Source organism: Methanobacterium alcaliphilum (assembly GCF_023227715.1).
GTDB lineage: Archaea > Methanobacteriota > Methanobacteria > Methanobacteriales > Methanobacteriaceae > Methanobacterium_E > Methanobacterium_E alcaliphilum.
This window is the reverse complement of record NZ_JALKIF010000012.1, coordinates 25,638-50,659: the sequence shown is the minus strand read 5'-3', so window position 1 is coordinate 50,659 and position 25,022 is coordinate 25,638. Positions and strand designations below refer to the sequence as shown.

The 25,022-nt window shown below is 34.5% G+C and carries 23 protein-coding genes and 2 tRNA genes; 15 read left to right on the top strand and 10 right to left on the bottom strand.

What is annotated here, in order from left to right; genetic code table 11:
- Positions 1–7: 7 nt before the first annotated feature.
- The 4 genes from MXE27_RS09485 to cbiM form a co-directional block, all read right to left on the bottom strand.
- On the bottom strand, positions 8–958 hold the full coding sequence (locus MXE27_RS09485) for an ATP-binding cassette domain-containing protein (protein WP_248612192.1): 951 nt from the start codon (positions 956–958) through the stop codon (positions 8–10).
- Between the two features lie 28 nt (positions 959–986).
- Complete coding sequence (cbiQ, locus tag MXE27_RS09480; RefSeq protein WP_248612191.1) at positions 987–1,772, bottom strand: cobalt ECF transporter T component CbiQ; 786 nt, start codon at positions 1,770–1,772, stop codon at positions 987–989.
- Positions 1,773–1,868: 96 nt separating this feature from the next.
- The gene (locus MXE27_RS09475; RefSeq protein ID WP_248612190.1) at positions 1,869–2,186 is read right to left on the bottom strand and encodes a PDGLE domain-containing protein; all 318 of its coding nucleotides are present in this window, start codon (positions 2,184–2,186) and stop codon (positions 1,869–1,871) included.
- Positions 2,183–2,836 (bottom strand): cobalt transporter CbiM, encoded by a 654-nt coding sequence (gene cbiM, locus MXE27_RS09470; protein WP_248612189.1) that lies wholly within the window; start codon positions 2,834–2,836, stop codon positions 2,183–2,185. Before cbiM ends, MXE27_RS09475 begins: the two co-directional genes overlap by 4 nt.
- A gap of 519 nt (positions 2,837–3,355) precedes the next feature.
- Here cbiM and cdhA point away from each other — a divergent pair.
- The 7 genes from cdhA (at position 3,356) to MXE27_RS09435 (ending at position 11,753) form a co-directional block, all read left to right on the top strand.
- Positions 3,356–5,734, top strand: a complete 2,379-nt coding sequence (gene cdhA / locus MXE27_RS09465) for a CO dehydrogenase/acetyl-CoA synthase complex subunit alpha (protein WP_425438285.1) — start codon at positions 3,356–3,358, stop codon at positions 5,732–5,734.
- Between the two features lie 56 nt (positions 5,735–5,790).
- The gene (cdhB, locus tag MXE27_RS09460) at positions 5,791–6,303 is read left to right on the top strand and encodes a CO dehydrogenase/acetyl-CoA synthase complex subunit epsilon (RefSeq protein WP_248612187.1); all 513 of its coding nucleotides are present in this window, start codon (positions 5,791–5,793) and stop codon (positions 6,301–6,303) included.
- Between the two features lie 84 nt (positions 6,304–6,387).
- Positions 6,388–7,782, top strand: a complete 1,395-nt coding sequence (gene cdhC, locus MXE27_RS09455; protein WP_248612186.1) for a CO dehydrogenase/CO-methylating acetyl-CoA synthase complex subunit beta — start codon at positions 6,388–6,390, stop codon at positions 7,780–7,782.
- A 62-nt stretch (positions 7,783–7,844) separates the two neighbouring features.
- On the top strand, positions 7,845–8,597 hold the full coding sequence (locus MXE27_RS09450; RefSeq protein ID WP_248612185.1) for an ATP-binding protein: 753 nt from the start codon (positions 7,845–7,847) through the stop codon (positions 8,595–8,597).
- Between the two features lie 70 nt (positions 8,598–8,667).
- Positions 8,668–9,828, top strand: coding sequence for a CO dehydrogenase/acetyl-CoA synthase subunit delta (cdhD, locus tag MXE27_RS09445; RefSeq protein ID WP_248612184.1), 1,161 nt, complete (start codon positions 8,668–8,670; stop codon positions 9,826–9,828).
- A gap of 27 nt (positions 9,829–9,855) precedes the next feature.
- Complete coding sequence (gene acsC / locus MXE27_RS09440) at positions 9,856–11,229, top strand: acetyl-CoA decarbonylase/synthase complex subunit gamma (RefSeq protein WP_248612183.1); 1,374 nt, start codon at positions 9,856–9,858, stop codon at positions 11,227–11,229.
- Between the two features lie 56 nt (positions 11,230–11,285).
- The gene (locus MXE27_RS09435; protein WP_248612182.1) at positions 11,286–11,753 is read left to right on the top strand and encodes a 4Fe-4S dicluster domain-containing protein; all 468 of its coding nucleotides are present in this window, start codon (positions 11,286–11,288) and stop codon (positions 11,751–11,753) included.
- A gap of 57 nt (positions 11,754–11,810) precedes the next feature.
- Here MXE27_RS09435 and MXE27_RS09430 read toward each other — a convergent pair whose 3' ends face one another.
- The 4 genes from MXE27_RS09430 to MXE27_RS09415 form a co-directional block, all read right to left on the bottom strand.
- On the bottom strand, positions 11,811–13,172 hold the full coding sequence (locus MXE27_RS09430; RefSeq protein WP_248612181.1) for a HEAT repeat domain-containing protein: 1,362 nt from the start codon (positions 13,170–13,172) through the stop codon (positions 11,811–11,813).
- 99 nt (positions 13,173–13,271) lie between these two features.
- The gene (locus MXE27_RS09425; protein ID WP_248612180.1) at positions 13,272–15,818 is read right to left on the bottom strand and encodes a glycosyltransferase family 39 protein; all 2,547 of its coding nucleotides are present in this window, start codon (positions 15,816–15,818) and stop codon (positions 13,272–13,274) included.
- Between the two features lie 154 nt (positions 15,819–15,972).
- Positions 15,973–17,121: a geranylgeranyl reductase family protein gene (locus MXE27_RS09420; protein WP_248612179.1), complete on the bottom strand. Its 1,149-nt coding sequence runs from the start codon at positions 17,119–17,121 to the stop codon at positions 15,973–15,975.
- Positions 17,121–17,285 (bottom strand): 4Fe-4S binding protein, encoded by a 165-nt coding sequence (locus MXE27_RS09415; RefSeq protein WP_248612178.1) that lies wholly within the window; start codon positions 17,283–17,285, stop codon positions 17,121–17,123. The genes MXE27_RS09420 and MXE27_RS09415 overlap by 1 nt, the downstream gene beginning before the upstream one ends.
- Positions 17,286–17,664: 379 nt before the next feature.
- On the opposite strand from MXE27_RS09415, the gene MXE27_RS09410 reads away from it, so the two are divergent.
- The 5 genes from MXE27_RS09410 to MXE27_RS09390 all read left to right on the top strand — a co-directional run bounded on the left by MXE27_RS09410 (position 17,665) and on the right by MXE27_RS09390 (position 20,687).
- Positions 17,665–17,747 (top strand) — tRNA-Leu (locus tag MXE27_RS09410).
- 160 nt (positions 17,748–17,907) lie between these two features.
- Positions 17,908–17,980, top strand: a tRNA-Thr gene (locus MXE27_RS09405).
- Positions 17,981–18,123: 143 nt separating this feature from the next.
- On the top strand, positions 18,124–18,927 hold the full coding sequence (locus tag MXE27_RS09400; protein WP_248612177.1) for a metallophosphoesterase family protein: 804 nt from the start codon (positions 18,124–18,126) through the stop codon (positions 18,925–18,927).
- Positions 18,928–19,126: 199 nt separating this feature from the next.
- Positions 19,127–19,774 (top strand): hypothetical protein, encoded by a 648-nt coding sequence (locus MXE27_RS09395; RefSeq protein WP_248612176.1) that lies wholly within the window; start codon positions 19,127–19,129, stop codon positions 19,772–19,774.
- Positions 19,775–19,781: 7 nt separating this feature from the next.
- Positions 19,782–20,687, top strand: coding sequence for a phosphate signaling complex PhoU family protein (locus tag MXE27_RS09390; protein WP_248612175.1), 906 nt, complete (start codon positions 19,782–19,784; stop codon positions 20,685–20,687).
- A gap of 28 nt (positions 20,688–20,715) precedes the next feature.
- On the opposite strand, the gene MXE27_RS09385 is transcribed toward MXE27_RS09390, so the two are convergent.
- Both MXE27_RS09385 and MXE27_RS09380 read right to left on the bottom strand, forming a co-directional pair.
- Positions 20,716–20,985, bottom strand: a complete 270-nt coding sequence (locus MXE27_RS09385) for a 2TM domain-containing protein (RefSeq protein WP_248612174.1) — start codon at positions 20,983–20,985, stop codon at positions 20,716–20,718.
- A 206-nt stretch (positions 20,986–21,191) separates the two neighbouring features.
- Entirely contained in the window at positions 21,192–21,995 is an 804-nt protein-coding gene (locus tag MXE27_RS09380; RefSeq protein WP_248612173.1) for a citryl-CoA lyase, read from the bottom strand.
- A gap of 198 nt (positions 21,996–22,193) precedes the next feature.
- Here MXE27_RS09380 and MXE27_RS09375 point away from each other — a divergent pair, with 198 nt between their 5' ends.
- From MXE27_RS09375 to pstC, 3 genes are all read left to right on the top strand, one after another.
- Positions 22,194–23,012 carry a phosphate ABC transporter substrate-binding protein gene (locus MXE27_RS09375; RefSeq protein ID WP_248612172.1) on the top strand — a complete coding sequence of 273 codons (819 nt, stop codon included), beginning with the start codon at positions 22,194–22,196 and terminating at the stop codon, positions 23,010–23,012.
- A 203-nt stretch (positions 23,013–23,215) separates the two neighbouring features.
- Complete coding sequence (locus MXE27_RS09370; protein WP_248612171.1) at positions 23,216–24,043, top strand: phosphate ABC transporter substrate-binding protein; 828 nt, start codon at positions 23,216–23,218, stop codon at positions 24,041–24,043.
- Between the two features lie 80 nt (positions 24,044–24,123).
- Positions 24,124–25,002, top strand: a complete 879-nt coding sequence (pstC, locus tag MXE27_RS09365; protein WP_248612170.1) for a phosphate ABC transporter permease subunit PstC — start codon at positions 24,124–24,126, stop codon at positions 25,000–25,002.
- Positions 25,003–25,022: the final 20 nt, after the last annotated feature.

Sequence of the window (25,022 nt, the reverse complement as noted above, 5' to 3'; positions counted from 1 at the left end):
TTTTAATTTATTTATTATTTTTAAGGATATGTAGCAAATGGTGATAATTTTCCTCACCAATTTCATGCAAAATTTTATGCTGCTTATCTTCTTTTATTAAATGAAGCAATTCATGATAAACATCTGTTCCTAAAAGGTGCAGGATCTCATGGTAAGCTCCGTTAATTGTTAATTTGGATTTGACATCAAAACCATCATTTTTAAGGAGATTTAATAGTTCTACCGCCTTTGGAGGTTTTAGATGAGCTCTTTTTAAAGTAGTGCAGTCATTAAATATTTCTTCAGGGGGGCCGTGTTTTATTATCTGCCCTTCATGAAGAACAAAAATTTTATTGGAAAACTGACTAATTATTTCAACATCATGTGATGCAATAATTATACTCATATTTTCATTATTTAATTTGAATAGGATGTCTAAGACTTGTCCAACACCTTTAGGATCTAAACCGGTGGTTGGTTCATCCATAACAATAATTTCGGGGGTCATGGCGAGTATACCGGCTATAGCAACTCTCTTTTTCTGCCCGCCTGATAGATGGTGAGGTGCTTTCCTTTCAAGACCAGTCATTTCAACCTTAGCTAATGATTCTTCCACCCTTTTATCTACTTCTTCTCTAGAAATGCCTAAATTTAATGGTCCAAATGCCACATCTTCTCCAACAGTTGGTGCAAATAGTTGATCGTCAGGGTTTTGAAAAACTATCCCTACTTTTTGGCGAATTTTAATCAAATCTTCCTTTTTATAACTCATGGGACTGCCATCAATTTTTATTTGCCCTTTTGTTGGCTTTAACAATCCATTAAAATGAGAAAACAGTGTTGACTTCCCGGCACCATTTGAACCAATTATCGCAGCTCTTTCACCTTCTTTTATTTTGAAATTAATATTTTTAAGTGCAGAGGTTCCATCAGGATAAATGTAACTCATATTATGAGCTTCAATAATTGTGTTGACCATAAAATCTTTCCTTATAAATAAAAATAAATTAAAAATAAAAATTTTGAATTAAATACAAACCTATTATAAAACTGATATTTATGCCTATAAATACAATATCTTTGTAATTAATCTCTGATTTTAATGTATAAGAATGTGCATTTGCTGTATACCCCCTACTTAGCATACTTAAGTATACGCTTTCCCCCTGTTCATAAGCCCTTAAAAACATCATGGTAATTGTTTCTCCGACTTTTTGTACTCTCCACTTGTAACTTGTTTTTTTATTCCATATATCAAAGCATCTGCTGGTCTGTGCTCTTCTGATTCTTTCCAGTTGATCATAAAAGAAGAATAAATATCTAACTGTAAGGTTTAGAAGCATTGCAAATTCATGTGGAATTCCAAGTTTCCGCGCAGAACCAATTAAATCCTGCATGGATGTAGATGAAGAGAGAAATATGATGGTGGTAACACACACCGTAATTTTAGCAAGTAAGAGTGCGCCAAAGATGATTCCCTGTTCAGTTATAGTTAAACCTAGTGGTCCAGTCCATATTATATCACCGGGTCTTATAAATGGCTGAAAAATAGCGACAAATCCACCAAAAGGTAAGATTAAAATTAATCTTTTTAGAGCATAAGTTAGGGAAATTTTGGAGATTAATATTAGTATTAGAAGATAAGCTTCCATTATCAACAAGATTCGAAGATCAGTAGTATTGACTGCGAAGATAATAATTAAAAAGGTGATTATGATTTTTATTCTGCCGTCAATTTTATGCAGTGAACTTCCGCGAGTTGACTCCCTTTCTATATGCATCAGGTCTTCCATGGATTTCCTCCACCATTGAAAAAATATTAGATTTTTTTTAAATTATGTTGTTTGTACTAATATAAAAAAGAAAAGAAAAAGTGGAAAAAGAGATATTTATTCTTCTCCATTACTTTCTTCTTCAGGTGTTTTTTTGAAAATAGATGCTATCCCAAAAGCTAAAAGTATAACTAGGAGTGTTCCAACTATTAAAGCTAAAACTCCACCCCATGGATTATCTTCACCTAATGCAGGTATAGTGTAATCTGGTAGTGTTGCTTCTAAAGCAGGTTCAGTTTCAGGATTAGGCATCAATTTTTCAGCAGCACTTTCTAGACCATCTGGATTGGATGAGGCCAAAAATGGTGCTAAAATACAAATGATTAGAGCAATAATTAATCCTCCAACCAACAATTTCTTGTCTTTGTCTTTCATTCTGAATCCACCTCAGCACTATTTTTTCCCCAATTCTTAAATGAGAATAGATCTGGTCTGGCTTTTTGGATACCTACTATTACAACTACTGTAATTAAACCTTCTATTAACCCAATTACCGCGTGGTATAATCCCATAAATTCTATGCCCATTACTAATGGGAAAGTACCGGCAATAGCCATTTCAATGGCACATGCAATCGCTGCTAAGAATATAGAAGCCCATGCTGCTATGAATATGGAAGGTATTTCTCCTAGTCCTCGTGTAGCTTTGAATACATAGTATCCTACAAAACCACCAATTACTCCCATGTTAAATATATTGGCTCCTAATGCGGTCATTCCACCGTCACCAAATATTAATCCCTGTAAAATCAGCACAATTGATAAAACAAGCACGGCAGCCCATGGACTTGCAAATAATATTGCTATTAATGCAGCTCCTACCATATGTCCACTGGTTCCCCAGGGGATAGGGATGTTCATGGCTTGTATGGCAAAAATTCCTGCTGCTAAAACTGCAAAAAGTGGAATTTTTCTTTCATCTAAATTAGAACGAGCCCAATTTAAACTGAAGTATAATGCAATAATGGCTATAATCCAGTATACTGCGGCTTGCCCTAAAGGTATAAAACCATCTGGTATATGCATATTCAACCTCCTTATTAAAAATCAATATTAAGGGAACAATATATTTTTTTAAGTATCAATGTTTTATTAAACTCTAAATGGGTTAATACTTAAAAAACAGTTTTTTAACCCTTATATCCTCCTATAAAAATCTGAATTTATATCTTATAAATGTTGTAGTTAGTATTACTAAATTCGAGAATAAGTGGGTGAAATTATTACGAAAGTATTAATTAAAGGTTTTAAAACCACTTTTTGTATTAACATTTTAAAAATTTGACAGATGTTATTCTTTAATCAGATTTATCATGAATTTTTTTATATATTTATTATTTAATTATTCATAGGATCCTTTTTTTTGATGATATTTTTTTAATAAATGACACAGTTAATATCTAAAATATTATTACTTTTTATCAATCTTTTATTCGATAATTAATACAAAAACTTTATATGCCTTGATGTGATAATTCAAAATATCATTATAAATCATTAATAATTAATTAATGGTTGAGCGAAAATATTAGGATTAAAAAATTGGTGATAAATGTGGCACCTAAATCAACTAAACCTAAAGACTTTAAAGACGATTTTTGGAAGTCCAAGGATATTAAAATCTCCATTGGTGAGATTGTTCATGATGAATTAAAGGAAGGAGAAGAACCTATTGAAATGGGCCCTACTCCCAAACCTCATGTTACAGATCTGCGGTCATGGGATATGAAATTATTAGATCGGTATGAACCATTTTACGCACCTTTCTGCGATATGTGTTGTTTATGTACTTATGGGAAATGTGATTTAACTGAAGGTAAAAAAGGAGCTTGCGGAATTGATATAGAGGCTCAGCAGGCACGTTTTGTATTATTGGCATGTTGTATTGGAGCAGCAGCTCACTCAGCCCATGCAAGGCACTTGTTAGAACATTTAATTGAAAAGAAAGGGGAAGATTTCCCTATTGATATGGGAATGAATATTGATATAGAAGCCCCTATTATTCGAACTGTGGTAGGTATAGTTCCTAAAAAACTGGGTGATTTGAGAGAAGCTATGGACTACATGGAAGAACAAAATTTACACCTTTTATCAGCTTGCCACACAGGACAAGAAGGAAGTAGCATCGATTTTGAATCTAAAGCATTGCACGCAGGATTAATGGATAATTTAGGTAAAGAAATAGGTGATATTGCTCAAATCGTAGCTCTAAACATGCCTAAAGGTGATGAAGACGCACCCTTAGTGGAACTGGGAATAGGGACCATTGACCGTGAAAAACCAGTGGTTTTATGTATTGGTCATAATGTATCATCTGGGGCAGGGGTTATTGATTATGTGGAAGACCAGGGTATGGAAGATGATGTGGAAGTATGCGGTATATGCTGTGCTGCTATTGATATAACACGTTACAACCAGCATGCAAAAGTTGTAGGGCCCATATCCAAACAACTAAAATTCATAAGAAGTGGCGTTGCCGATGTCATTGTGGTGGATGAACAGTGCATAAGAACCGATGTTCTAGAAGAAGCAAAGAAGAATAAAGCTAAGGTAATTGCCACTACTGATAAAATGTGTCTGGGATTACCTGATGTTACTAATGAAGATGCAGATAAAATAGTATCTCAACTGGTAAATGACCAAATTGAAGGTGCTCTTATCCTTGATCCAGATAAAGTTGGTGAAGTGGCTACTAAAGTAGCTATGCAGATATCAAATGACAGGGACATGCTAAAATTACTTCCGGATATGGACGAAATTCAAAAAATGGCTCACGAATGCACGGAATGTGGTTGGTGTACTCGGGTATGTCCTAATAGTATTCCGATGATGGATGCAGTGATGGCTGCTGGTGAGGGAGACTTCACAAAAATGGAAGAATTGTATGACAATGATGTCTGTTATTCCTGCGGCAGATGTGAACAGGAATGTGAACGAGAAATACCAATAATGTCCATAATGGCAAAAATTGGTGAAAATAAACTCAAAGAACAGCGATTCAACATTAGGGCTGGGAGAGGACCTATTCAAGATGTCGAAATACGAAGAGTGGGCGCCCCTATAGTTTTGGGAGATTTGCCGGGTGTTGTGGCATTTGTAGGCTGCACCAATTATCCTGAAGGCGCAGAAGACGTTGCTAAAATGGCAGAAGAATTTCTGGAAAGAAACTATATCGTAGTAACCAGTGGTTGCGGTGCCATGACTGTGGGTGAATTCCGCAATGAAGAAGGTAAAACCCTTTATGAACGATTCACTGGTGATTTTGATGGTAGGGGGTTAGTCAATGTGGGTTCATGTGTTTCCAATGCCCATATTCCGGGAGCATGCATTAAGATTGCTAATATATTTGCCAAAAAACCTTTAGAAGGAAACTTCGAGGAAATTGCTGATTATATTCTTAATCGAGTAGGAGCGTGTGGTGTTGCGTGGGGAGCATACTCTCAAAAAGCAGCATCTATTGCCACAGGAGTAAATCGGTGGGGAATACCTGTTGTTTTAGGGCCTCATGGGACTAAATATCGAAGACTTTATCTTGGAAGGACAGATAAAGAAGAAAAATGGGAGATAAATGATCTTAGATCTGGAAATGTGGTGAATGGTGAGCCGGCCCCTGAACATTTGTTATATGCTGCAGAAAATCGTGAAGAAGCTACTGTGGCCATAGCAAAATTATGTATTAGGCCTAATGATACTTCCAAAGGTAGACAGCTGAAGTTAACTCATTATATAGATTTAAACCGTAAATATTTTGGAGATATTCCGGAAGATGTTTATAAATTCATCAGGGTGGAAAAAGACATACCTATTACATATAAAAAGGATATAATGGCTTTACTGGAAGAAAAAGGATGGGAACCAAGATCACTTCCACAAGAACCATCTACAATGGATTTTAAAGTTGATTCTAAATCAGAATCAAAATGAAATACTTAATAGATTAATTAAATTAATTTATAAATAAATAGTATAATGGTGATGTAATGAACGAGCGAGTAATCCCATGGCAACCAACTGTGATTGCAGGTCCTAAACAGGCTTTACTGGTCACGCCAGAAACAGCTAAAATGATGCTTAAAAAGTCTAAAAGACCTCTTTTTGTAGTAGGTCCCCTGGCTAAACAAGAACCGATTCTTTCTTTAACTAAAGAAATTGCGGAGCATTGGGAACTTCCCATAGTAACTACTGGTGATGCTTATAAAACTTTTAAAGATATGGGAGTAGAAAATAGTCATTATGGTGTAGTTGAAATTGTTAACTTGCTTAAAGACCCTGAATGGGAAGGAATAAAAGGAGAAGGTCAGCACGATTTGGTAATGTTCATTGGTTGCATTTATTATATTGCTTCTCAAGGATTATCCACTTTGAAACACTTTGCTCCTCATTTAAAAACACTCACCATATGTAAATTTTTCCATTCCAATGCCGATGCATCATTCCCTAATATGAAAGATGAGGAATGGTTGAAATATCTGGAAAAAATGAAGACTGATTAAATTATTTAATTAATAAATTCACGATAGAAATATTAAAATAAGTATGGAAGTAGCTTTAGGTGTGTATATTCATGGAGGAATTCAATGTTTGAAGATATACCTGTTGATGTAAGCCCTATGTATGAAGGGGAAAGAATAAGGGCAGCTAATATGTTCGTAGAACTGGCTGGCCCCAAATCTATTGGTGCAGAACTGGTTCAAGTTGCAGAAAATGTTGAAGATGAAAAAGTAACTGTTGTTGGACCAGAGCTTAGTGAAATGACTAAGGGAGAAATTTATCCTTTTGGAGTTAAAATAGAGATTCAAGGAGAAAAACTCGAAGCTGAATTAGAAGGTGTAATTGAACGGAGATTACATGAATTATGTAATTATGCGAAAGGGTTCATGCATCTTAATCAAAGGGATCAAATATGGTGTAGAGTTAGCACAGAAGCTCTTGAGGCTGGTTTCAAGTTAGAACATTTGGGCAAGGCTCTTTCAATATTATTTAAGGAAGAATTTCCAATCATAGAATCTATTTCAGTTACTATTTTCACAGAAAAAGAAAATGTAGAACAATTTCTTGATTTGGCACGTGAACAGTATGCAATTAGGGATGCAAGGGCTCGTGAGCTTTCTGATGAGGATGTAGATGTCTTTTATGGTTGTTTAATGTGCCAATCTTTTGCGCCAACTCACATGTGTGTAGTTACTCCAGATAGGACAGCTCTTTGTGGTGCTATAAACTGGTTTGACTGCCGTGCGGCAGCTAAAATGGATCCTGAAGGGCCAATATTCGAAATTGAAAAAGGTGAAGTAATCGATGCTGAAAAAGGAGAATATTCAAATGTTAATGCTGCAGTAGCTGAAAAATCTCAAGGTACTGTTGATAGGGTTTATGTTCACAGTGTATTTGAATATCCTCACACTTCTTGTGGTTGTTTTGAAGCAGTAGCATTTTATATCCCTGAATTAGATGGTATTGGCTTAGTAAACAGAGATTTCCGTGGTGAAACTCCTTTGGGTATACCATTCTCGGCAATGGCAGGCCAATGCTCTGGAGGAAAACAGGTAGAGGGTTTCACGGGAATGAGTTTAGAATATATGAGATCTACTAAATTTTTACAAGCTGACGGAGGGTATGGTAGAGTCATATGGATGCCTAAAGAAATTAAAGATTCTGTTTTAGAATTCATTCCAGAAGAATTACGTGATAAAATTCCGACAGAAGAAGATGCTAATAGCATTAAAGAAATCCGAAGATTCATCAGAGAACATGAACATCCTGTACTGGAAAGAATCAAAGCCACGGCTAAAGATGAAGTTTCAGAAGAAGAAACAGAAGAAGAAGTTGAAATGGAAGAAACTGAAATGGCAGAAGGCCAATTCGTTCCAGTAGTTTCTGCTCCTGAACTCACAGTACCTGCTTCTGGTGGGGTAAAAATCATATTTAAAAATGCTAAAATATATGCGGAAAAGGTAATTATTAAAAAGAAATGATTTAATCAATCATTTCTAATTATAAATTGTATAATTCATTAATTTATTGATGGTGTGATTTAGTGATAATCGCAGTAAGTGGTAAAGGTGGGACTGGTAAAACTATGGTTTCTGCCACCTTAATTAAACTACTAATGCAAACAGATAAAGACATCCTGGCTATTGACGCCGATCCGGATTCTAATTTGCCGGAAGCTTTAGGTGTACCAGTAGAAAAAACCGTGGGTGATGTTCGAGAAGAACTTAAAAAAGATACTGCGTCTGGTAGTATACCTGCAAGTGCTAATAAATGGGATATTCTTGATTATAAAATAATGGAGTCTATTATTGAAACCCCTAACTTTGATTTACTGGTTATGGGGAGGCCTGAAGGTAGCGGATGTTACTGTGCAGTTAATAACATGCTTCGAAAGATAATTGAAACTTTATCCTCCAATTATGATGCAATAGTAATTGATACTGAGGCAGGTCTAGAACATTTAAGTCGCAGAACCACTCAAAATGTGGATGTTATGTTGGTAGTCACTGATACTTCCCATAGGGGAATACTTACCGCGCAAAGAATAGGTGAACTTGCGAAAGAACTGGATATTAACTTTAAAGAATTATACTTAGTACTTAATCGAGTAAAAAAAGATAATGAAGAAGTACTAAGAAAAAAAGTTGCTGAAATAGGCATTGAACTCGTGGGTATAATTTACGAGGATTCTATTGTTTCAGAATATGATATGGCTGGTAAGCCTCTTATTGAACTTCCAGATGAATCATATCCTGTGAAGTCTATCACAGATATCATTAATAAAATATTAATTTAATATTTCATAAATAAAATGATTTATAAGAATTTATACGGATAAAAATTAAAATTCAAGAGGTGTGGGTTTTATGGATAAAATGACGCAGCTTCTTAAGCTACTTGAAAATACAAAATCTATAGAAATAAATGAGTTTCGAATGGATTTTGAAGAGTTAGAGCTATATTTAATGCCTGCTATTCAACAAGCCGTTCAAAAATCAGTAGAAACACAAAAAGCTATCTCAAAAGAAGCTTTGATAATGGAGGAATTTAAACCACCGATACAGGATTATCCTGGAAAAGTGGCAGAAGTTCAGCTTGGAAAAGGGACTAGGAAGCCAGTATATTTGGGAGGCCAACAAGCGCTTTATAGGTTTGAAGAAGCACAACCAAACCCTCCGGTAGTAACTTTCGATGTTTTTGATATTCCCATGCCGGGCTTACCAAGGCCAATAAGGGAAAACTTTGAGGATGTAATGGAACACCCGGGTGAATGGGCTAAAAAGGCAGTAAACGAATTTGGGGCAAACATGGTAACCATACATCTAATTGGTACTGGTCCTAAAGTTATGGATAAATCACCAAGAGAAGCTGCACAAGCTATTGAAGAAGTTTTACAAGCAGTTGATGTTCCTTTAGTAATTGGTGCTTCAGGAGACCCTGTTAAAGATCCCCTTGTTTTAGAAGCTGCAGCAGAGGCTGCTGAAGGTGAAAGATGTTTGTTAGCATCAGCAAACCTGGATTTGGATTATCAAAAAGTAGCAAAAGCAGCAGTGGATTATGACCATGCCGTTCTGTCCTGGTCTATTACTGATGTTAATATGCAAAAAACCCTTAACCGTTATCTAATGAAAGAAGGACTCACTCAGGCCGATATTGTTATGGATCCCACTACCTGTGCATTAGGATATGGTATTGAATTTTCCATTGATATTATGACTAGGACTAGATTAGCTGCCTTAAAAGGAGATACTGATTTACAAATGCCTATGTCATCTGGAACTACCAATGCCTGGGGTTCTAGGGAAGCTTGGATGAAAAATGATGCTTGGGGACCAACTGATTACAGAGGGCCGATCTGGGAAATTGTCACTGGTTTGACCATGATGCTAAATGGTGTGGATATTTTCATGATGCTTCACCCGACTTCAGTAAAATTACTACGTGAAATCGGTGAGACATTTGTTAACGATTACCTGACAACCGAACTCCCTGAGATAGATGATTGGATAACTCAACTGGAGGGCTAAAAGCTCAAAATTTAAGGAGGTTTTAGATTGAGTGTTTCTGCAATGGATATTTACAAGTTACTGCCCAAAACAAACTGTGCAAAATGTGGAGAAGCATCTTGCATGGCGTTTGCAACTAAGTTATCTGAAAAAGAGACTGATTTAGAATTATGTACTCAAATGACTCCAGATGAATTTGATACTCTGGAAGATTTAATTGCACCGGCTGTAAAAGAAATAGTAATTGGTGTTGGTGATAAAACTACCACCATCGGTGGAGATGAAGTACTTTATCGTTATGAATTAACATATTATAACCCCACATCTATAGCCATTGATATTAGTGATGATCTGGAAGATAATGCCTTTGAAGAAAAGGTCAAAGCTATTGAAGACATAGAATTTGAACGTGTTGGGGAAACATTAACTTTGGATGCAATTTCCGTCCGGAATAAATCGGGAGATGTTGATAAATTTGCAGCAGCTGTCGAAAAAGTTAAGGATGCAAAATATCCTTTAGTATTATGTTCTCTTAACCCTGCGGCTATGAAAGCTGCTTTGGAAATTGTGGGAGATCAAAATCCTCTAATTTATGCTGCCACTGAAAACAATATTGAAGAAATGGCAGACTTAGCACTGGAATACAATTGCCCTATTGCCTTGTTTGTTCCTGGAGATTTGGAGAAAATGAAACAACTTTCACATACTCTAAGAACTAAAGGAATAACTGACATTGTCCTTGACCCCGGTACATTTGTAGGAGATGCTATAGGTGACACTCTGGACAATTTTATTATGATACGTCGCTTGGCTGTTGAAGAAAGAGATGGTGATTTCCGTTTCCCTATTTTAGGCATTCCTGCACTTTTAAGATTAAACAGTGAAGATGATGATGTAACTAAAGGGATTAAAGAGGCAACTATTGCTACAACTTTAATGAACAAGTATGCGGATATGATGATATTAAATGGAACAGATATATGGGAATTAATCCCTGTTTTAACTTTAAGACAGAGTCTTTACACTGATCCACGTAAACCACAAGCGGTTGACCCTGGAATATATGAATTTGGGGATCTTGATGAAAATTCACCTGTAATGTTAACCACTAACTTCGCTCTTACTTACTACACTGTTGAAGGTGATTTAAAATCTGGAAAAGCCAATTGCTATCTTTTAGTACTTGAAACTGAAGGAAGAGCAGTAGATGTATCTCTTGCTGGGGGCCAACTCAATGGTAAAGCAGTAGCCGATCTTATAAAAGATACAGGTATTGAAGACAAGGTTAAAACCCGTAAATTACTTATTCCGGGGCTTGCTGCTCCAGTGAGTGGTGAAATTGAAGATGATTCTGGCTGGGAAGTTACTGTAGGACCACGTGACTCTTCAGGCGTTCCAGATTATCTAGCTAAACATGCCTGAACATAAAAATTTCATCTTTTCTTTTTTTAAGCAGAGATAAGTTATAAGGTGATTAAATGAAAACATTAATGGTAATTGACCCTGACAGATGCAGTGAATGCTATGATTGTATCAATGCATGTAAAAAAGAACACGGGGTAGCCAGAACTAAAAAAAGTAGCACAGTACCTATTTTTTGCTTGCAGTGCCATCCAGAAAAAGCACCATGTGCTAGGATCTGTCCTACGGGTGCAATTAAAGAAGAAAGTGGTTCTTTAGTGGTAGATGAAGATTCATGCATCCTCTGTAGATTATGTATGATTGCCTGTCCAATTGGTATTTTAGTTATAGATGATGCGAAAAAATCAGTTCAAAAATGCACATTATGCATGGACTCTGACTGTTTACTTCCAGCTTGTGTAGATGCTTGTAAAGATAATGTCCTTAAGATATTTTCAATTGAAGATCTGGAAGATCTACGAAATGATGTAGATTTTACTGAGGTCTTAGAAGAAGCAATGAAATCATATAAAACTAAAATTTAATTTAATTTTTTATTTTTATCCTATACCTTAAATTTTATTCTTAATAATTTTTTATTTTCATCTCAGGTGGAAGCTGTTTATCAGAATTTCAATGTATTTATATGATTCATTCATGTCTTTGGGGTTTCCTGAAAACCAAAAGTAAAATAAATCACCATACTTTTTAAATACAAAAACTAGAGTCCTCTGAGATAGGGTGAGGTTATCTCCTATCACTCTAAATCCATTTGAATTAGCAATGGAAACTTCGGATTTGGAAATTTTATCCGCATCTTGGTCTTCAAAAACATCGGCAATTACATCTGCAAAATCCTCTGCAGTAATGTCATCTACATTTTTTTTCCGATTTATTGAAAATTTAAAACTTTTACTCGGCCAATAACCTATTATGAGTTTCTCATATTTGTATATGTTTTCTACATCCCAAAATAGTGGAAAATCAAAACAAAATTCTTCATTTTCAAAATGATCCAGTTCGGGCGTTAATTCAATTAAATTTAAAGCTTCTTGAGCCCTTTTTCTCACGAATATATACTTTTCATCCAGGGCACTTTCCAAGTATTTTATTGCTTTTTTATCCCCTATTCTCCCTAGTGCTTCAGCTGCCTTTCCTCTAACATAACGATTTTCGTCACGTTTCTTGTGACCACTTAATACTTCTGAAAGGGGCATAACTGCTTTGCGATCTCCTATTCTCCCTAATGCTTCTGCAGCTATTGCCCTAGTTTGCCAATCGAAGCTATTTAATTTATCTAGAAGGGGTTTTACGGCAGTTTTTTTCATTTTAACCAGAGCGCCAATGGCATGTCTCCTAACATCAATATCATTGTCATCTAATGCTTTTAAAATGAATTTAAGGGAGTCTTCATCCCCTATTTTTCCTAATGCAGTCACAGCATTTTTACGCACAGGCCAATCAACATCATTTAAAGCATCTATTAAAGGATATAATGCTTTATTATCCTCCAAATCACCTAAAGATCTTGCTGCATGTTTTCTAACATCACTATCTTTATCAGATAATGCTAAAATTAAAGAATCCACTGCAGTTCTATCTCCAATGTTTCCTAGTGCTTCTGCAGCTTTCCACCTTACTTCGCTGTCTGGATCTTCTAATGCTTCAATAAGAGGTAATGTTCCTTTTTTACTTCCTATTTTTCCTAATGCCTCAGCAGAATTGGCACGCACACTACTTAAAACGGAATATTTGGCTTGCCAGTCGTCATATTCTAATGACTTTATTAAAGCATCTACCGCACGTAAATCCCCAACATTTTTTAGAGCATGTGCGGATTCTTTCCGGATAATAAAATCCTCATTTTCTAAAGCTTTAATTAAACCTTCAACATCTTTTTTGGCTGCTAATTCGTCTACATCTGGTCTATATTCGTTATAAATTATATGATCCCCCCTAAACATAGTGGATCATGAAAATTTTTTCTGGATAAATGGGATATCAACTATTTCTTAATCAAAATTTACTTTTCATGATTATTATGAATTTTATCTTATAAAAAATTAAATAAGTTGATTAGAAATTTGAATTGCTTTATCGTCTCCATAAATATAAGTCAGGTCAAATATTAATGTGAGATATGATTTCAATGGAGTTGTATCCATTCTGATATTTTGAGAGTTAATAAATCGCATGGTTTTATTGACAGATTCATTATCTTTTACTGTGTAATATACTAAAGCAGCATCGGCATAATAATTTACACCATAAATAACGGGATCTCCATCGGATACAAATGAACCATCACTATTTTGATTATTTTTTAACCACTGAGCACCTTTTTTAATAGAATCTTTTACATTAGGATCAGAAGTTAAATTATAGTAAAGACTCAATCCCTTAAGAACTTCTATATTTTGATAAGCATGATCACTCCAGGAACCATCGCTTTTTTGCTGCATTATAATATTTGATACAATTCTTTTTTTGTTAGTATCATTCATACCACTTATTTGAGCATCTGTCTTGAGGGAGATATAATCTGGTTGATTTTCAATATTATTTCTTTCTGAGTCAGAAATATTTATGAAGTCTGTTCCAGTTTGGTTTTTAATGAAATCAGAACCTCTATTTAAAATGTGGGTTTTATTAATATTATTAGTTTCTAAATTCATTAAAGGATAAATTGTTTCCATGGTAGTCAATGTATAATCTTCTGGGGGAATACTTGATGGGAAAGAACCATTATTTCGTTGTTTATAATTCAACCAATTAATAATATATTCTGAACGATCATTTAATCCCATATTATTCGTTTTTTGATATAGTTGGTTGTATAATAATGCAATTTGAGCATTTAAATTATAATTGCCTTTATAATCCCCTCCAAATTCAAAATCAAGTTCTTTGTCTTTTTGATACTTTCCCCCTATTTCGGAGTAAGAATACCCATTCCAAAACTCTTCTATAAATCCAATAGTTCTTGCATACTCTGAATTGGAGGTTATATTTAATTGGTTTGTGGGAGGTTTTAATTCGGGGTCTGGGATAAACTGATAAATGGAAGTATCTCCCGAATCAAATGAATTTTTAAAATGAGTATCATAAGGCATATAACTGGCCAATCCATATCTAATAGAAGCCATATCATACATCTCTTTTGTTATGTAAATATAAGACACATTATAATTTTTTAACATGTAATATGCTTCACTTTTATCTGATGAACTAAAAATAATATCAACATCAGCTACTGTTGCGGCGGTCTCTTTTAATGTGGGAGATTGGCCCATAAATCCTTCATAAACAGTTTTCCATAGAGCAACATCTTTACGTTGAGTATTTCCTATGAGTAAATATGCATTATCTCTTAATGTTAGAAAAGTAGCATTGGCTGGTGTATTTTCATTTATCCATTCAAATGATTCAGTTTCACCAGGACTCGCCTGTACAACAGATGAATAAGCAATATATGCTCCTTGGGCCACTGGTGTCAATAGAAGTATCAAGATTACCAATGTTCGGCAGTATTTGCCAATATTTTTTCCAAATAACTTATAATTATTCCAAATGGAAAGCTCATATATTTTGGGTAATATTGCTGTATAAAGTACATATCCTCCAATTAAAGCAAGGGGGATGGCAGAATAGGGATCTCTAAATCTGAATGAATTAGACCCAAGTAATAAAAATATTATTGCCCATAGTGCCAGGAAACGATATACTGTATTTTTTGATTTTATAAATATGAATATTCCATAAAGTCCGGCTATGATCTGGATAATCCCTACCCATTTGGGAAAACCAAGTATTGTAACGGGAATATCCTGAAATCTTGCGGCGATTGATATAAATTCGAAAAATCCTGCAATTATTATTAAAAAGATTAAAGATATGGTAACTGGTTTTTTCCCCCAGGATGGGAGAAGAAATGTAACTAGCAGTATGGCCAGAGTTATGCCTAAAAATACCCAGCCTCTATGAGTAAATAGATAAACAATCCATATTAATAACGCTAATATTAAATATTTATAATTACCTTTAAATATTTTCAAAAAACCCTTCATGGATAAATTTTCTAAATTCTCATAACCAGGGATTGATTTAATGTATTTTATAATAAAGTAGAGGATACATGTAAAAAGAAACAGTCCTAGAGATTCCGGAATAAATACTGCGGTACGGGTTACAAATGATGGGACAAATGCGAAGAGTAATGTTGATAATAGGGCTATTTTTGTCTCATCATATATCTCTTGAGATATCTTATAAAAGACTAAGATTGACCCCACACCTAATAATGCCGGGAGTACAAAGAATACCCATGGTGTATGGAATAATTGGTACAATAATGTGCCTAGTATGTGATATAGTGGAGGGTATCCATAAGAACTCAAACCCATCCATGATAATGGATCATTAGAAATAATACCAAATCCCTGATCCACTATTCTCATCACAATATCATGATGAAGATAGGCATCATTACCTGCAAAATTGAATCCTCTGCTCGGTATTAATCTAACTAAAAATGAGAATAATATAATCAATATCAAAAAAAATTTATTCTGGTGTTTTGTTATAAATTCTGAAAGGGATAATTTATTCATAAATTCACCGTTTAATATAACGTTTTTAATAAGTAGGGTTAGATGAATAGTTAATAAGATTAAATTGCAATTTTGATATTATTCTCTTTAACTTAATTAAAGAATTGGTCGTCCATTCACTTTTTTGGAGCATGAGCTTAATAAATTACAATATTTATAAAATGCTCCTTAATAGTTTTAAGAGTTGAGGATAACCTTTGACCATTTTTAATAGTGAAAATGTGGAAACTGAATCTAAGTTTTGATCTTGAATCGCTTTAAGTAAATTGTTGAGGTCTTCATCGGTTAATTTATCAAAAATCTTGCGGTACTTTAATGATTTTTCCAGGCCGCTTCCTACATTTTTTTTCCAGGAATTTTCATATTTTTTCAAGAATTTACTGGAAGTATCCTCTTTTTTTATAGCTTCAGCGGAAATTTCACCAGCAATTTTACCACACTTAGCTGAAATATGAATTCCTCCTCCAGTTAATGGATCAACTTGTCCTGCAGCATCACCCACTACTAATAATCCGTCGGTGTAAGTTTTTTTAACCGGACCACCAACAGGTACTGCACCAACATTAAATTCTACTGGTGTGGCATTTAATTGTGATATAAATTTTTGAAGATAATAATGAGCATTTCCTGGTGAATTCCTAACACCAATCCCTACATTGGCTCTGTTGCCACCTTTAGGAAAAATCCAGATATAACCTCCTGGAGATATATTGCTCCCAAAATGAAATTCCATGAGGTTTGTGTCCACATCTAAGCCAACCATTTCATACTGGGCACAGGAACAAAGATCTTCTATTTTAAAATGGGTATCCAGCCCCGCTTTTTTAGCAGTTTGGGATTCAACACCATCTGCCGCAATTACTATCTTTGACCGTATTTCTATAAGTTCCCCATTATGTCTAACAACTACTCCTTTAACAGTCCCATTTTCTATTATTAGGTCTTTTAATGTTGTTTTAAGCATTATGTCTGTTCCAGCATCCGCTGATTTTATTGCAAGATCTTTATCAAAAAGTTTTCGTTCTAATATATAACCATACAATCCTTTATTTTTTGCAGATATGGAATTACCATCAGGGGTGTTAATTTTAGCACCTTCAACACGGGTGCAAATATTGTGGGATAATGGATCCATTTCCATATGCTTAAAAAATGAATCACTCACACCCCCTGCACACTGAACAGGGGTCCCAATTTCTTGATGTTTTTCTATCATTAAAACATCAGCCCCATTTTTTGAGGCAAATAATGAGCTTATTGATCCTGAAACCCGCCCTCCAACTACGATTATGTCATAGTTCATTATATCTCCTCAATAGCTCCTAATGGGCATACTTCAATACAATTACCGCATTGCTTGCACCCTTCTTTTAGTATGATCTTCCACTCATCGTGTTCTAATATATTTAACGGGCATACACTTACACAAGCTCCACAGTAACCGCACCTATTTTCCAAAAATTTCAATAAATCACCTTTGATGGACTTTCCTTGATTAAATAATAATGTGGATTGTAGATTAATCATTATTTTAATTAATATTATAATTTAAATTATTTAATACTTTATTCAAGTGGCTGTTAAACATGATTATGGACAGATTTAATTGATTCAAAATTATATGGTCAACTTCTGTTCTTGTGTAAATGACCATTAAAAACCATTTAAGCACATTATATTTTTTTAATTTAAAAAATATTCAATATTTACTTTTTAAGTGGAGATTAGTAAATTTCTGCTTGTATTGATTTATATAATGGTATTTTTAACAAATCTTGAGTATTAATTATGTTCTATTTAATAACCGTTAAGTTAATATATGATATTGTACAATTTACGATAGTATGCAGGGGTGCCCGAGCGGCCAAAGGGGGAGGACTTAAGATCCTCTGGCGTAGGCCTTCGAGGGTTCGAATCCCTTCCCCTGCATTTATATCTGTTATAATTTAATTTAAATGAAATTCATATATCTTTTTACTTAAAAAAGAATTTAAGTATTATTATACGATAGAAAATTATATAAATGAGTTTTTCTAAACCCATATAATACTCGAATTAATTATTTGCAATGATATTTCCTTATGGAAACGCCTTAGTGGCTCAGCCGGTAGAGCGATGCCTTGGTAAGGCATAGGTCGGGGGTTCGAATCCCCCCTAAGGCTTTTTATGGTTGTTTTTCTATTTTTCATGAGCAGTATTTATTAGCTAAGATTTTTTATAATCTCAAAATCTCCGGCTGAATATTGTTAATAAAAAATTAGAACAACCAATGAGTAAGTGGGTTTATTATTATAGGTGATTTTTAATGGAGAAAAAAATAGCTCAAATATCTGATATTCATTTCGGCGAAAAAAATTTTTCATCGCAGTTAAAAGACAATCTTCTAAATCAACTTGCAGAAGAAAATCCAGACTTAATTATTGTGTCGGGAGATTTAACTACAGAAGGTTATGCTCATGAATACGAACAGGCCAGTGAATTTGTGGAAGATTTAAGAGCTATTACTAATACTTACATTATACCTGGAAACCATGATGCTCGTAATGTTGGTTTAATCCATTTCGAAAAGGAAATCGGGCGCCGTAAATTTGTTCATATTGACAAAACTGGGGGTTTTGCTATTGTGGGAATGGATTCTTCTGAACCGGATATTAATGACGGTCAGATAGGAACTGATCAGTTGGATTGGCTGCGCAATCAAATGGAAAAATTACCTGATGATCTGTGCAAAATAGTCACCTTCCACCATCACCTACTCCCTATACCTCAAACTGGGCGTGAAAGAAATATATTGCTTGATTCAGGAGATTTAATGAAATTATTTGTTGAATGTGGTGTGGATTTCGTTCTTAATGGCCATAAACACGTTCCTAATGTATGGATGATGGAGAAGATGGTTACTCTTAATTCTGGAACAGCAACAACACGTAAACTAAGGGGTACTACTTTCCCTTCACACAACCAGTTATTAATAAGGGATGAAGACATTATGGTTAACCTTATAAACACAGAAACTGGTGATAAAAAAGAAATGGCTAACTATTCAGTTAAAGTGGAAGAGGAAGAGTATGTTATTTGTTCTTACAAACACTTAATGCATAGTAAGTGACATTATTTTTTTTATTGATTTCTATATTTTTCATTTCCATTTTTTTCAGTATGGATAAACTTTTATTTTATTATTCCAAAATAAGTATAATAGTTCTCGAATAGAGAAAATTAATATGCAATATAAGAATTATAAATTAATTGTTAAAAAGATTAAAAACATGTTTAATGCATAGTTAAGTAGTTTATTAGTGATTTAAATGTCAAAGTCATTTGATATATTGATGGCTGGAGTTATATCCGGCATAGTTGCATTCACCACCACTCAACTGGGAATAGGTGGGACAGTAATAGGTGCTGTTTTAGGGTCAATGTTATATCAGCTTATGTCTCATTATATTAAAGAACCATTAGGTAGGGTAAGAACCCAGAAAGTCGAAACCCGGTTAGTTTATGTTTTTCCGCTTCTAATTATTTTAGGCATAGAACTAATTTATATTTTAATGCCCTTGCATTATAAGTGGGTACAGATATTTTATTTGTTAGAGGGAGCTACTGGTTGGAATCTATTTAGATTTATTGGAATCGGTTTAATATTGATGGGTGTTCTCCCTATCATACAGTCTGAAAACATAAAACGGACTTATGGGTATATATTATCATCTGTCGGTATTGTGGTCCTTTTAAGAGGATTACTGGATATCAATTCACCTTTAGTAAAGCTTTATTCAAAATTATTCAGCCAGTTTGACTTTCTAATATCATTGATGGCTATTTTGGCTTTAAGCTTTGTTATTTTATCTCTGTTTGGAGAAGCTATTGCTATAATCCGAGAAAAGAAAAAAGAAGAACCTGAGAAAATTAATGGTGATAATTCAGATATTGAAAGAGAATCAGGGAATGATTAGGGATATTATGAATAAAAAAACTAAAAATACGACTCTTAAATCCATTCTGGATATCATACTTTACGAAAATCCAGCAACTCAAGATGAAATAGCAGATAAATTGGGAATAACCCGAAGATATGTTACTAAATTATTACAACCTATGGTAAAAAAAGGTGTGGTTAGAAGAGCATATATTGTGGATCTTCAAAAATTTGATGAATTTTCTGAAATGTTCGAAGAAGAGAGAACTTCCAGAGAATATGCAGGGAGTTTTTTTATTAAAGAAATGTTAAAAGACATGGCTGAACATGTTTGCCAACAATTAGAAATGTCATTTAATTCATTATCTGAAAATAGTGAAGAAATGGCCAATGAAGCCCTTAAAATGGATTACACTACAAATAAAATGCATGAAAAAGTCAGATCTTCTGTTGATACTGCAATAGCTATTAATCCTTACTCTGAATTTAGTAAAACTATGGTTTTCAGTGAAATAGCTTATGATCTGGAACGTATAGGGGATCATTCGGGGATCATAGCCAATTTTATCATAAAAGAATCATATGAGATTGATGCTGAAATGATGAAATATTTGGAAAGCATGTACCAGACCTCTCGTAAGATGGTAAAATGGTCCATGGAAGCATTTATCACGGAAAAACTGGAATTGAAAAATGAAGTCATGGATTATGAAGAAAAAATTCACCAAATCCAAAAGAAAGCTCTTAACTGCATCGCTACTCAAATGGCAGAAACCACTTTTGAAGATGTTGACCGCTCAACTTACTATATTTCACTGTCACGTGTGGTTAAAGCATTTGAGAGAGTCGGTGATATTTCTATGGAGATAGTTGATACTGCCGCGGAGTATTATCGCAATATTCCTAGAACGACTACTCCTGAACGTTTTAGAAGAGAACAATCTCCCTAATTTATTAAAAAAAATCATGGAAAATGAATTATTTTTTCTCTTTTTTCATATATTCTTGAATCTTCTTCTCTTCCCAGTCCTTTCCTAATAATCTGTTTTCAGATAGAACTCCTGCGCCATGCCATAGTAATCCGATTCCCCAGAATGCAGTAACCCAATAAAACCACCAGGCGCCAGGGGAGGATATTATATTTATAATAAATAAGGTTACATTTACCATTATATAAATAAATAGATGGTTATAAAACCCTTTCAATTCTTTTACCTTTCTTTTAGCACTTTCATATTCCGGATCCATGAAACTACCTCTGACTTATTTATATTAATATTCTGTGCATAATGGTATTATATATTTTATAAAAAATTGATTTGGGGTGAAGTTGGATATTATATTCTTATAAAAAAAAATTAAATGTGGAATTTTTAGTTATAATAATTATAAATAAAAATTTTAAAAAATGAGTTCCATTTAGGGAACTATTACTGAGATTATATATCTTTGACTTAGAGTTTTTCCTCTTCCCCATCGTAATATATTTCATCATTGTGGAAGATTTTTCTAAATGGTGGGTCCCGGCTAATTTCTTCATGAACGTGGGCCATAAGTCCCGGAAGGCGTCCTATCATGAATATGCCACTTCCAAGTCTCCAATCAAATCCTAAATCAGATAATATTCCTGCGTTGGCACCATCAATGTTCATACGTATGTCTTTGGATTCAAATAAAATGTTTTCAATCTCCAGTGCCAGCTCGCAGTGGCGCCCAAAACATTTATTTTTCTGAGCCAATTCCATTAATCGAGGTGCTCGGGGATCTTCTGTATGATAACGATGCCCAAATCCAGGAATCTTTTTTTGATTTTTCATTGATTCTGCTACCATTATCTGGGCGATTTTGTCGATATCCAGATCTGAACGGGTCCTTTGAATTCCCTCTTGAAGCATTTCCATAGAAAATTCTATGGCTCCTGCGTGGTTTTTTCCAAAAGCTAAAAGTCCTCCAGTTATGCATGTATTTAGGGGAGATCCAGCTGATGCAATGAGTCGTGCAGCCTGGGTACTGGGAGGTGTAACGCCATGATCGCAAAATGAGATTAAAACTGATTCTAACATTTTTGCCTCATTTTTAGATGGTAATTCTCCTTTAACTAAAAGATAAACCATTTCTGCAAAAGAGATATTCCCTATTAGCTTTTCCTGCAAATAGCCTCTTGTGAGTATTCGATTTGGTTCAACCTTGGTTATTGCAGTTCTCCACTTTAAGTTATTAGGCTTAAAAATATCTTTGAGCACATTTTCACTAATCATAATGTCTTTTCATATTACATGGCCAATATTTAAACTTATTGCTTTTTAGGTAGTAATGTTCCTATTAGGAGAAATATTGGTCTTTTTTTACTTGCTTTTAACACCTTAATCAATATTTGTTCACTAAAAGTGTATATTAGTACACTAAATAGCAACATTTAAATACTCTTAAGATAAGGTATAGGGTGAGGTGATAAAATGGACACCAAAATCATCATAGGAATAATCGTTGCTATAATAATCATAGTCGGCGCCGTATTGGCGCTTGGTGGCGGAAGTCAATCATCCACTATCGAAATAGTTGGATCAACTTCTGTGCAACCTGTTGCTGAAAAACTCGCAGAAAAGTATATGGAAGAACACCCTAATGTAAAGATTAATGTTCAGGGTGGAGGGTCCAGTGTAGGTATAACCAGTGTTCAACAGGGCACTGCCAATATTGGTACCAGTTCCAAAGAACTAAAAGATGAAGACAAAGCAGGCATAACCCAATATTTAATTGGAAAAGATGGAATTGTCATTGCAGTAAACACTGCAAATGGTGTAAGTGATTTAACTGCTGACCAGGTAAAAGGCATATTTAGTGGTAACATCACCAACTGGAAAGAAGTCGGTGGATCAGATGCTAAAATAAATGTCATTACTCGGGAAGATGGTTCAGGTACTAGAGATGCATTCCAAGAAATTGTAATGGGCAAAGAAACTGAAATATTAAAAACTGCAATAGTACAAAGTTCTACTGAAGCTGTTAAACAATCTGTTAAACAAGATCCAAATGCTATAGGTTTCATATCTTTAGCTAACCTTGATGACAGTGTTAAAGCACTAAAGATTGGCGGTGTTGAACCTTCAGAATCTACAGTGGCTGATGGAACCTATGAAGTCCAAAGACCATTTTTATTCTTGACTAAAGGTGACGCTACTGGCCAAGTAAAGGAATTCATTGATTGGGTATTAGGGCCGGAAGGTCAAGCTATAATCAAAGAAGAAAAAGTAGTGCCTGCCAACGCAAGCTAGTTAATGTGGATTAAAAACCACATTAATGATTTTTTTTATTAATGTCCTTAATTTTTTTAAAAGGATTTAATAAAATTAAAATACAAATAAGCTTTTTAAAATGCTTTTAAAATTCATTAAAGTTCGTCTCGAGTTTTTTCTATCACTATTGCACGGAACTATTTAAATAGATGAATAAGCAATTATTCACAATAGGTGATGGCATGGACTCGAAAATTAAGTTAGGTATAATTATCATATTAATAATCATTGGAGCTTACATGCTCTTTAAACCAGGAGTTCAATATGACCGTATTGAAATTGCTGGCTCGACATCAGTACAATCAGTGGCAGAAAAGCTTGCAGAAAAGTATATGGAAGAACATCCTAATGTAAAAATTAATGTTCAGGGGGGTGGATCTGGAATGGGTATCCGAACCACAGAACAGGGAATAGTTGACATTGGAACAAGTTCAAAATCACTTAAATCTGATGAAAAGGGTAATCTGCAGGAATTTATAATTGGCCGTGATGGAATTGTAATTGCAGTAAATACTCAAAATAAAGTTAATGATCTCACTGTAGATCAACTAAGAGATATTTTCAGTGGTAAAATTACTAATTGGAATCAGGTAGGTGGTGCAGACGCTACTATTCATGTAGTTGTAAGAGAATCAGGGTCTGGCACATTAAGTTCTTTCCAATCACTGGTAATGAATAAAACTGAAATCCGGCCTGATGCTATTGTACAAGGTTCGACTGAAGCAGTTAAACAGGCTGTTAAACAAGATCCGTATGCCGTTGGTTTTGTATCATTATCTCATATGAGTTCTGATGTTAAAGGCATTGAAGTAAATGGAATAAATGCATCTGAGACAACCATTGCTGATGGTTCATATCCATTACAGGTTCCTTTTGAATTTTTAACTAAAGGAGAGCCTACCGGTGTAACCAAAGAATTTATTGATTGGGTCTTTTCAGAAGAAGGACAATCTATCGTTAGAAATGAAAAAATAGTTCCAGCTATAGCTAATGTTTCAGATGACACTTAGATCGGTTGGATTATTCATAAATTTATTAAATTCATCTAAATATTCAAGAATTAATCTACTATAATTATTCGAGGTGCTTTATGAATAAAAATAAAATGGGAGAATATTTAATAGAAAAGGGCCTGTTCATAACGGCAATATTTTCTATAATTGCAATTCTAATAATCATAGCCTTTGTATTCAGAGAAGGATTCCCTATATTTCAGGAATACGGATTCTTACAGTTCATATTTGGAATGGAATGGGCTCCATCTAAGGATCAGTACGGGGTTTTCACCATGATTATAGGCTCCATTGCCCTAACCGCGTTGGCGTTGGTTATGGCTGTGCCTTTGTCATTATTATGTGCTATATTCATGGCTGAAATCGCACCTAAAAATATGAGGCGGATATTAAAGCCAGTTATTGAAACTTTAGCGGGCATTCCTTCAGTAGTATATGGGTTTTTCGGGTTAATTGTGTTGGTACCTGTAATAAGGGTTCAATTTGGGGGTACTGGTTTTAGTATGTTTACAGCATCCATAATATTAACTATAATGATATTACCTACAATTATCAGTGTGTCAGAGGATGCTTTACGTTCTGTACCTCATGAATATAAAGAAGCATCCCTTGCTTTAGGAGCTACCCAATGGCAGACCATAAAAAATGTTATATTTCCTGCGGCTATTCCTGGAATTATAACTGCTATTATTTTGGGGATGGGTCGTGCTGTGGGAGAAACATTAGCTGTAATTATGGTAGCCGGTAATGTAACTCAAATACCTCATTCTATATTGGACCCAGTGAGGGCTTTAACTTCAAATATAGCTTTGGAGATGGGTTATGCAACAGGACTCCATTATAATGCCTTGTTTGGAACTGCAGTAGTCTTGTTTATTATGATAATGGTGCTGTTAATTATTGCCAACTACTTCCACTATAAGAAAAAAGTGGTTATTGGAGGAGGTTATTTATGAACTTCCTCAAAAAACAATCT

Coding starts and splice junctions, on each gene's coding strand:
- MXE27_RS09485 (WP_248612192.1), bottom strand. CDS start 958: ATGGTCAACACAATTATTGAAGCTCATAATATGAGTTACATTTATCCT.
- cbiQ (WP_248612191.1), bottom strand. CDS start 1,772: ATGGAAGACCTGATGCATATAGAAAGGGAGTCAACTCGCGGAAGTTCA.
- MXE27_RS09475 (WP_248612190.1), bottom strand. CDS start 2,186: ATGAAAGACAAAGACAAGAAATTGTTGGTTGGAGGATTAATTATTGCT.
- cbiM (WP_248612189.1), bottom strand. CDS start 2,836: ATGCATATACCAGATGGTTTTATACCTTTAGGGCAAGCCGCAGTATAC.
- cdhB (WP_248612187.1), top strand. CDS start 5,791: ATGAACGAGCGAGTAATCCCATGGCAACCAACTGTGATTGCAGGTCCT.
- cdhC (WP_248612186.1), top strand. CDS start 6,388: ATGTTTGAAGATATACCTGTTGATGTAAGCCCTATGTATGAAGGGGAA.
- cdhD (WP_248612184.1), top strand. CDS start 8,668: ATGGATAAAATGACGCAGCTTCTTAAGCTACTTGAAAATACAAAATCT.
- MXE27_RS09435 (WP_248612182.1), top strand. CDS start 11,286: ATGAAAACATTAATGGTAATTGACCCTGACAGATGCAGTGAATGCTAT.
- MXE27_RS09430 (WP_248612181.1), bottom strand. CDS start 13,172: ATGTTTAGGGGGGATCATATAATTTATAACGAATATAGACCAGATGTA.
- MXE27_RS09425 (WP_248612180.1), bottom strand. CDS start 15,818: ATGAATAAATTATCCCTTTCAGAATTTATAACAAAACACCAGAATAAA.
- MXE27_RS09420 (WP_248612179.1), bottom strand. CDS start 17,121: ATGAACTATGACATAATCGTAGTTGGAGGGCGGGTTTCAGGATCAATA.
- MXE27_RS09400 (WP_248612177.1), top strand. CDS start 18,124: ATGGAGAAAAAAATAGCTCAAATATCTGATATTCATTTCGGCGAAAAA.
- MXE27_RS09395 (WP_248612176.1), top strand. CDS start 19,127: ATGTCAAAGTCATTTGATATATTGATGGCTGGAGTTATATCCGGCATA.
- MXE27_RS09390 (WP_248612175.1), top strand. CDS start 19,782: ATGAATAAAAAAACTAAAAATACGACTCTTAAATCCATTCTGGATATC.
- MXE27_RS09385 (WP_248612174.1), bottom strand. CDS start 20,985: ATGGATCCGGAATATGAAAGTGCTAAAAGAAAGGTAAAAGAATTGAAA.
- MXE27_RS09380 (WP_248612173.1), bottom strand. CDS start 21,995: ATGATTAGTGAAAATGTGCTCAAAGATATTTTTAAGCCTAATAACTTA.
- MXE27_RS09375 (WP_248612172.1), top strand. CDS start 22,194: ATGGACACCAAAATCATCATAGGAATAATCGTTGCTATAATAATCATA.
- MXE27_RS09370 (WP_248612171.1), top strand. CDS start 23,216: ATGGACTCGAAAATTAAGTTAGGTATAATTATCATATTAATAATCATT.
- pstC (WP_248612170.1), top strand. CDS start 24,124: ATGAATAAAAATAAAATGGGAGAATATTTAATAGAAAAGGGCCTGTTC.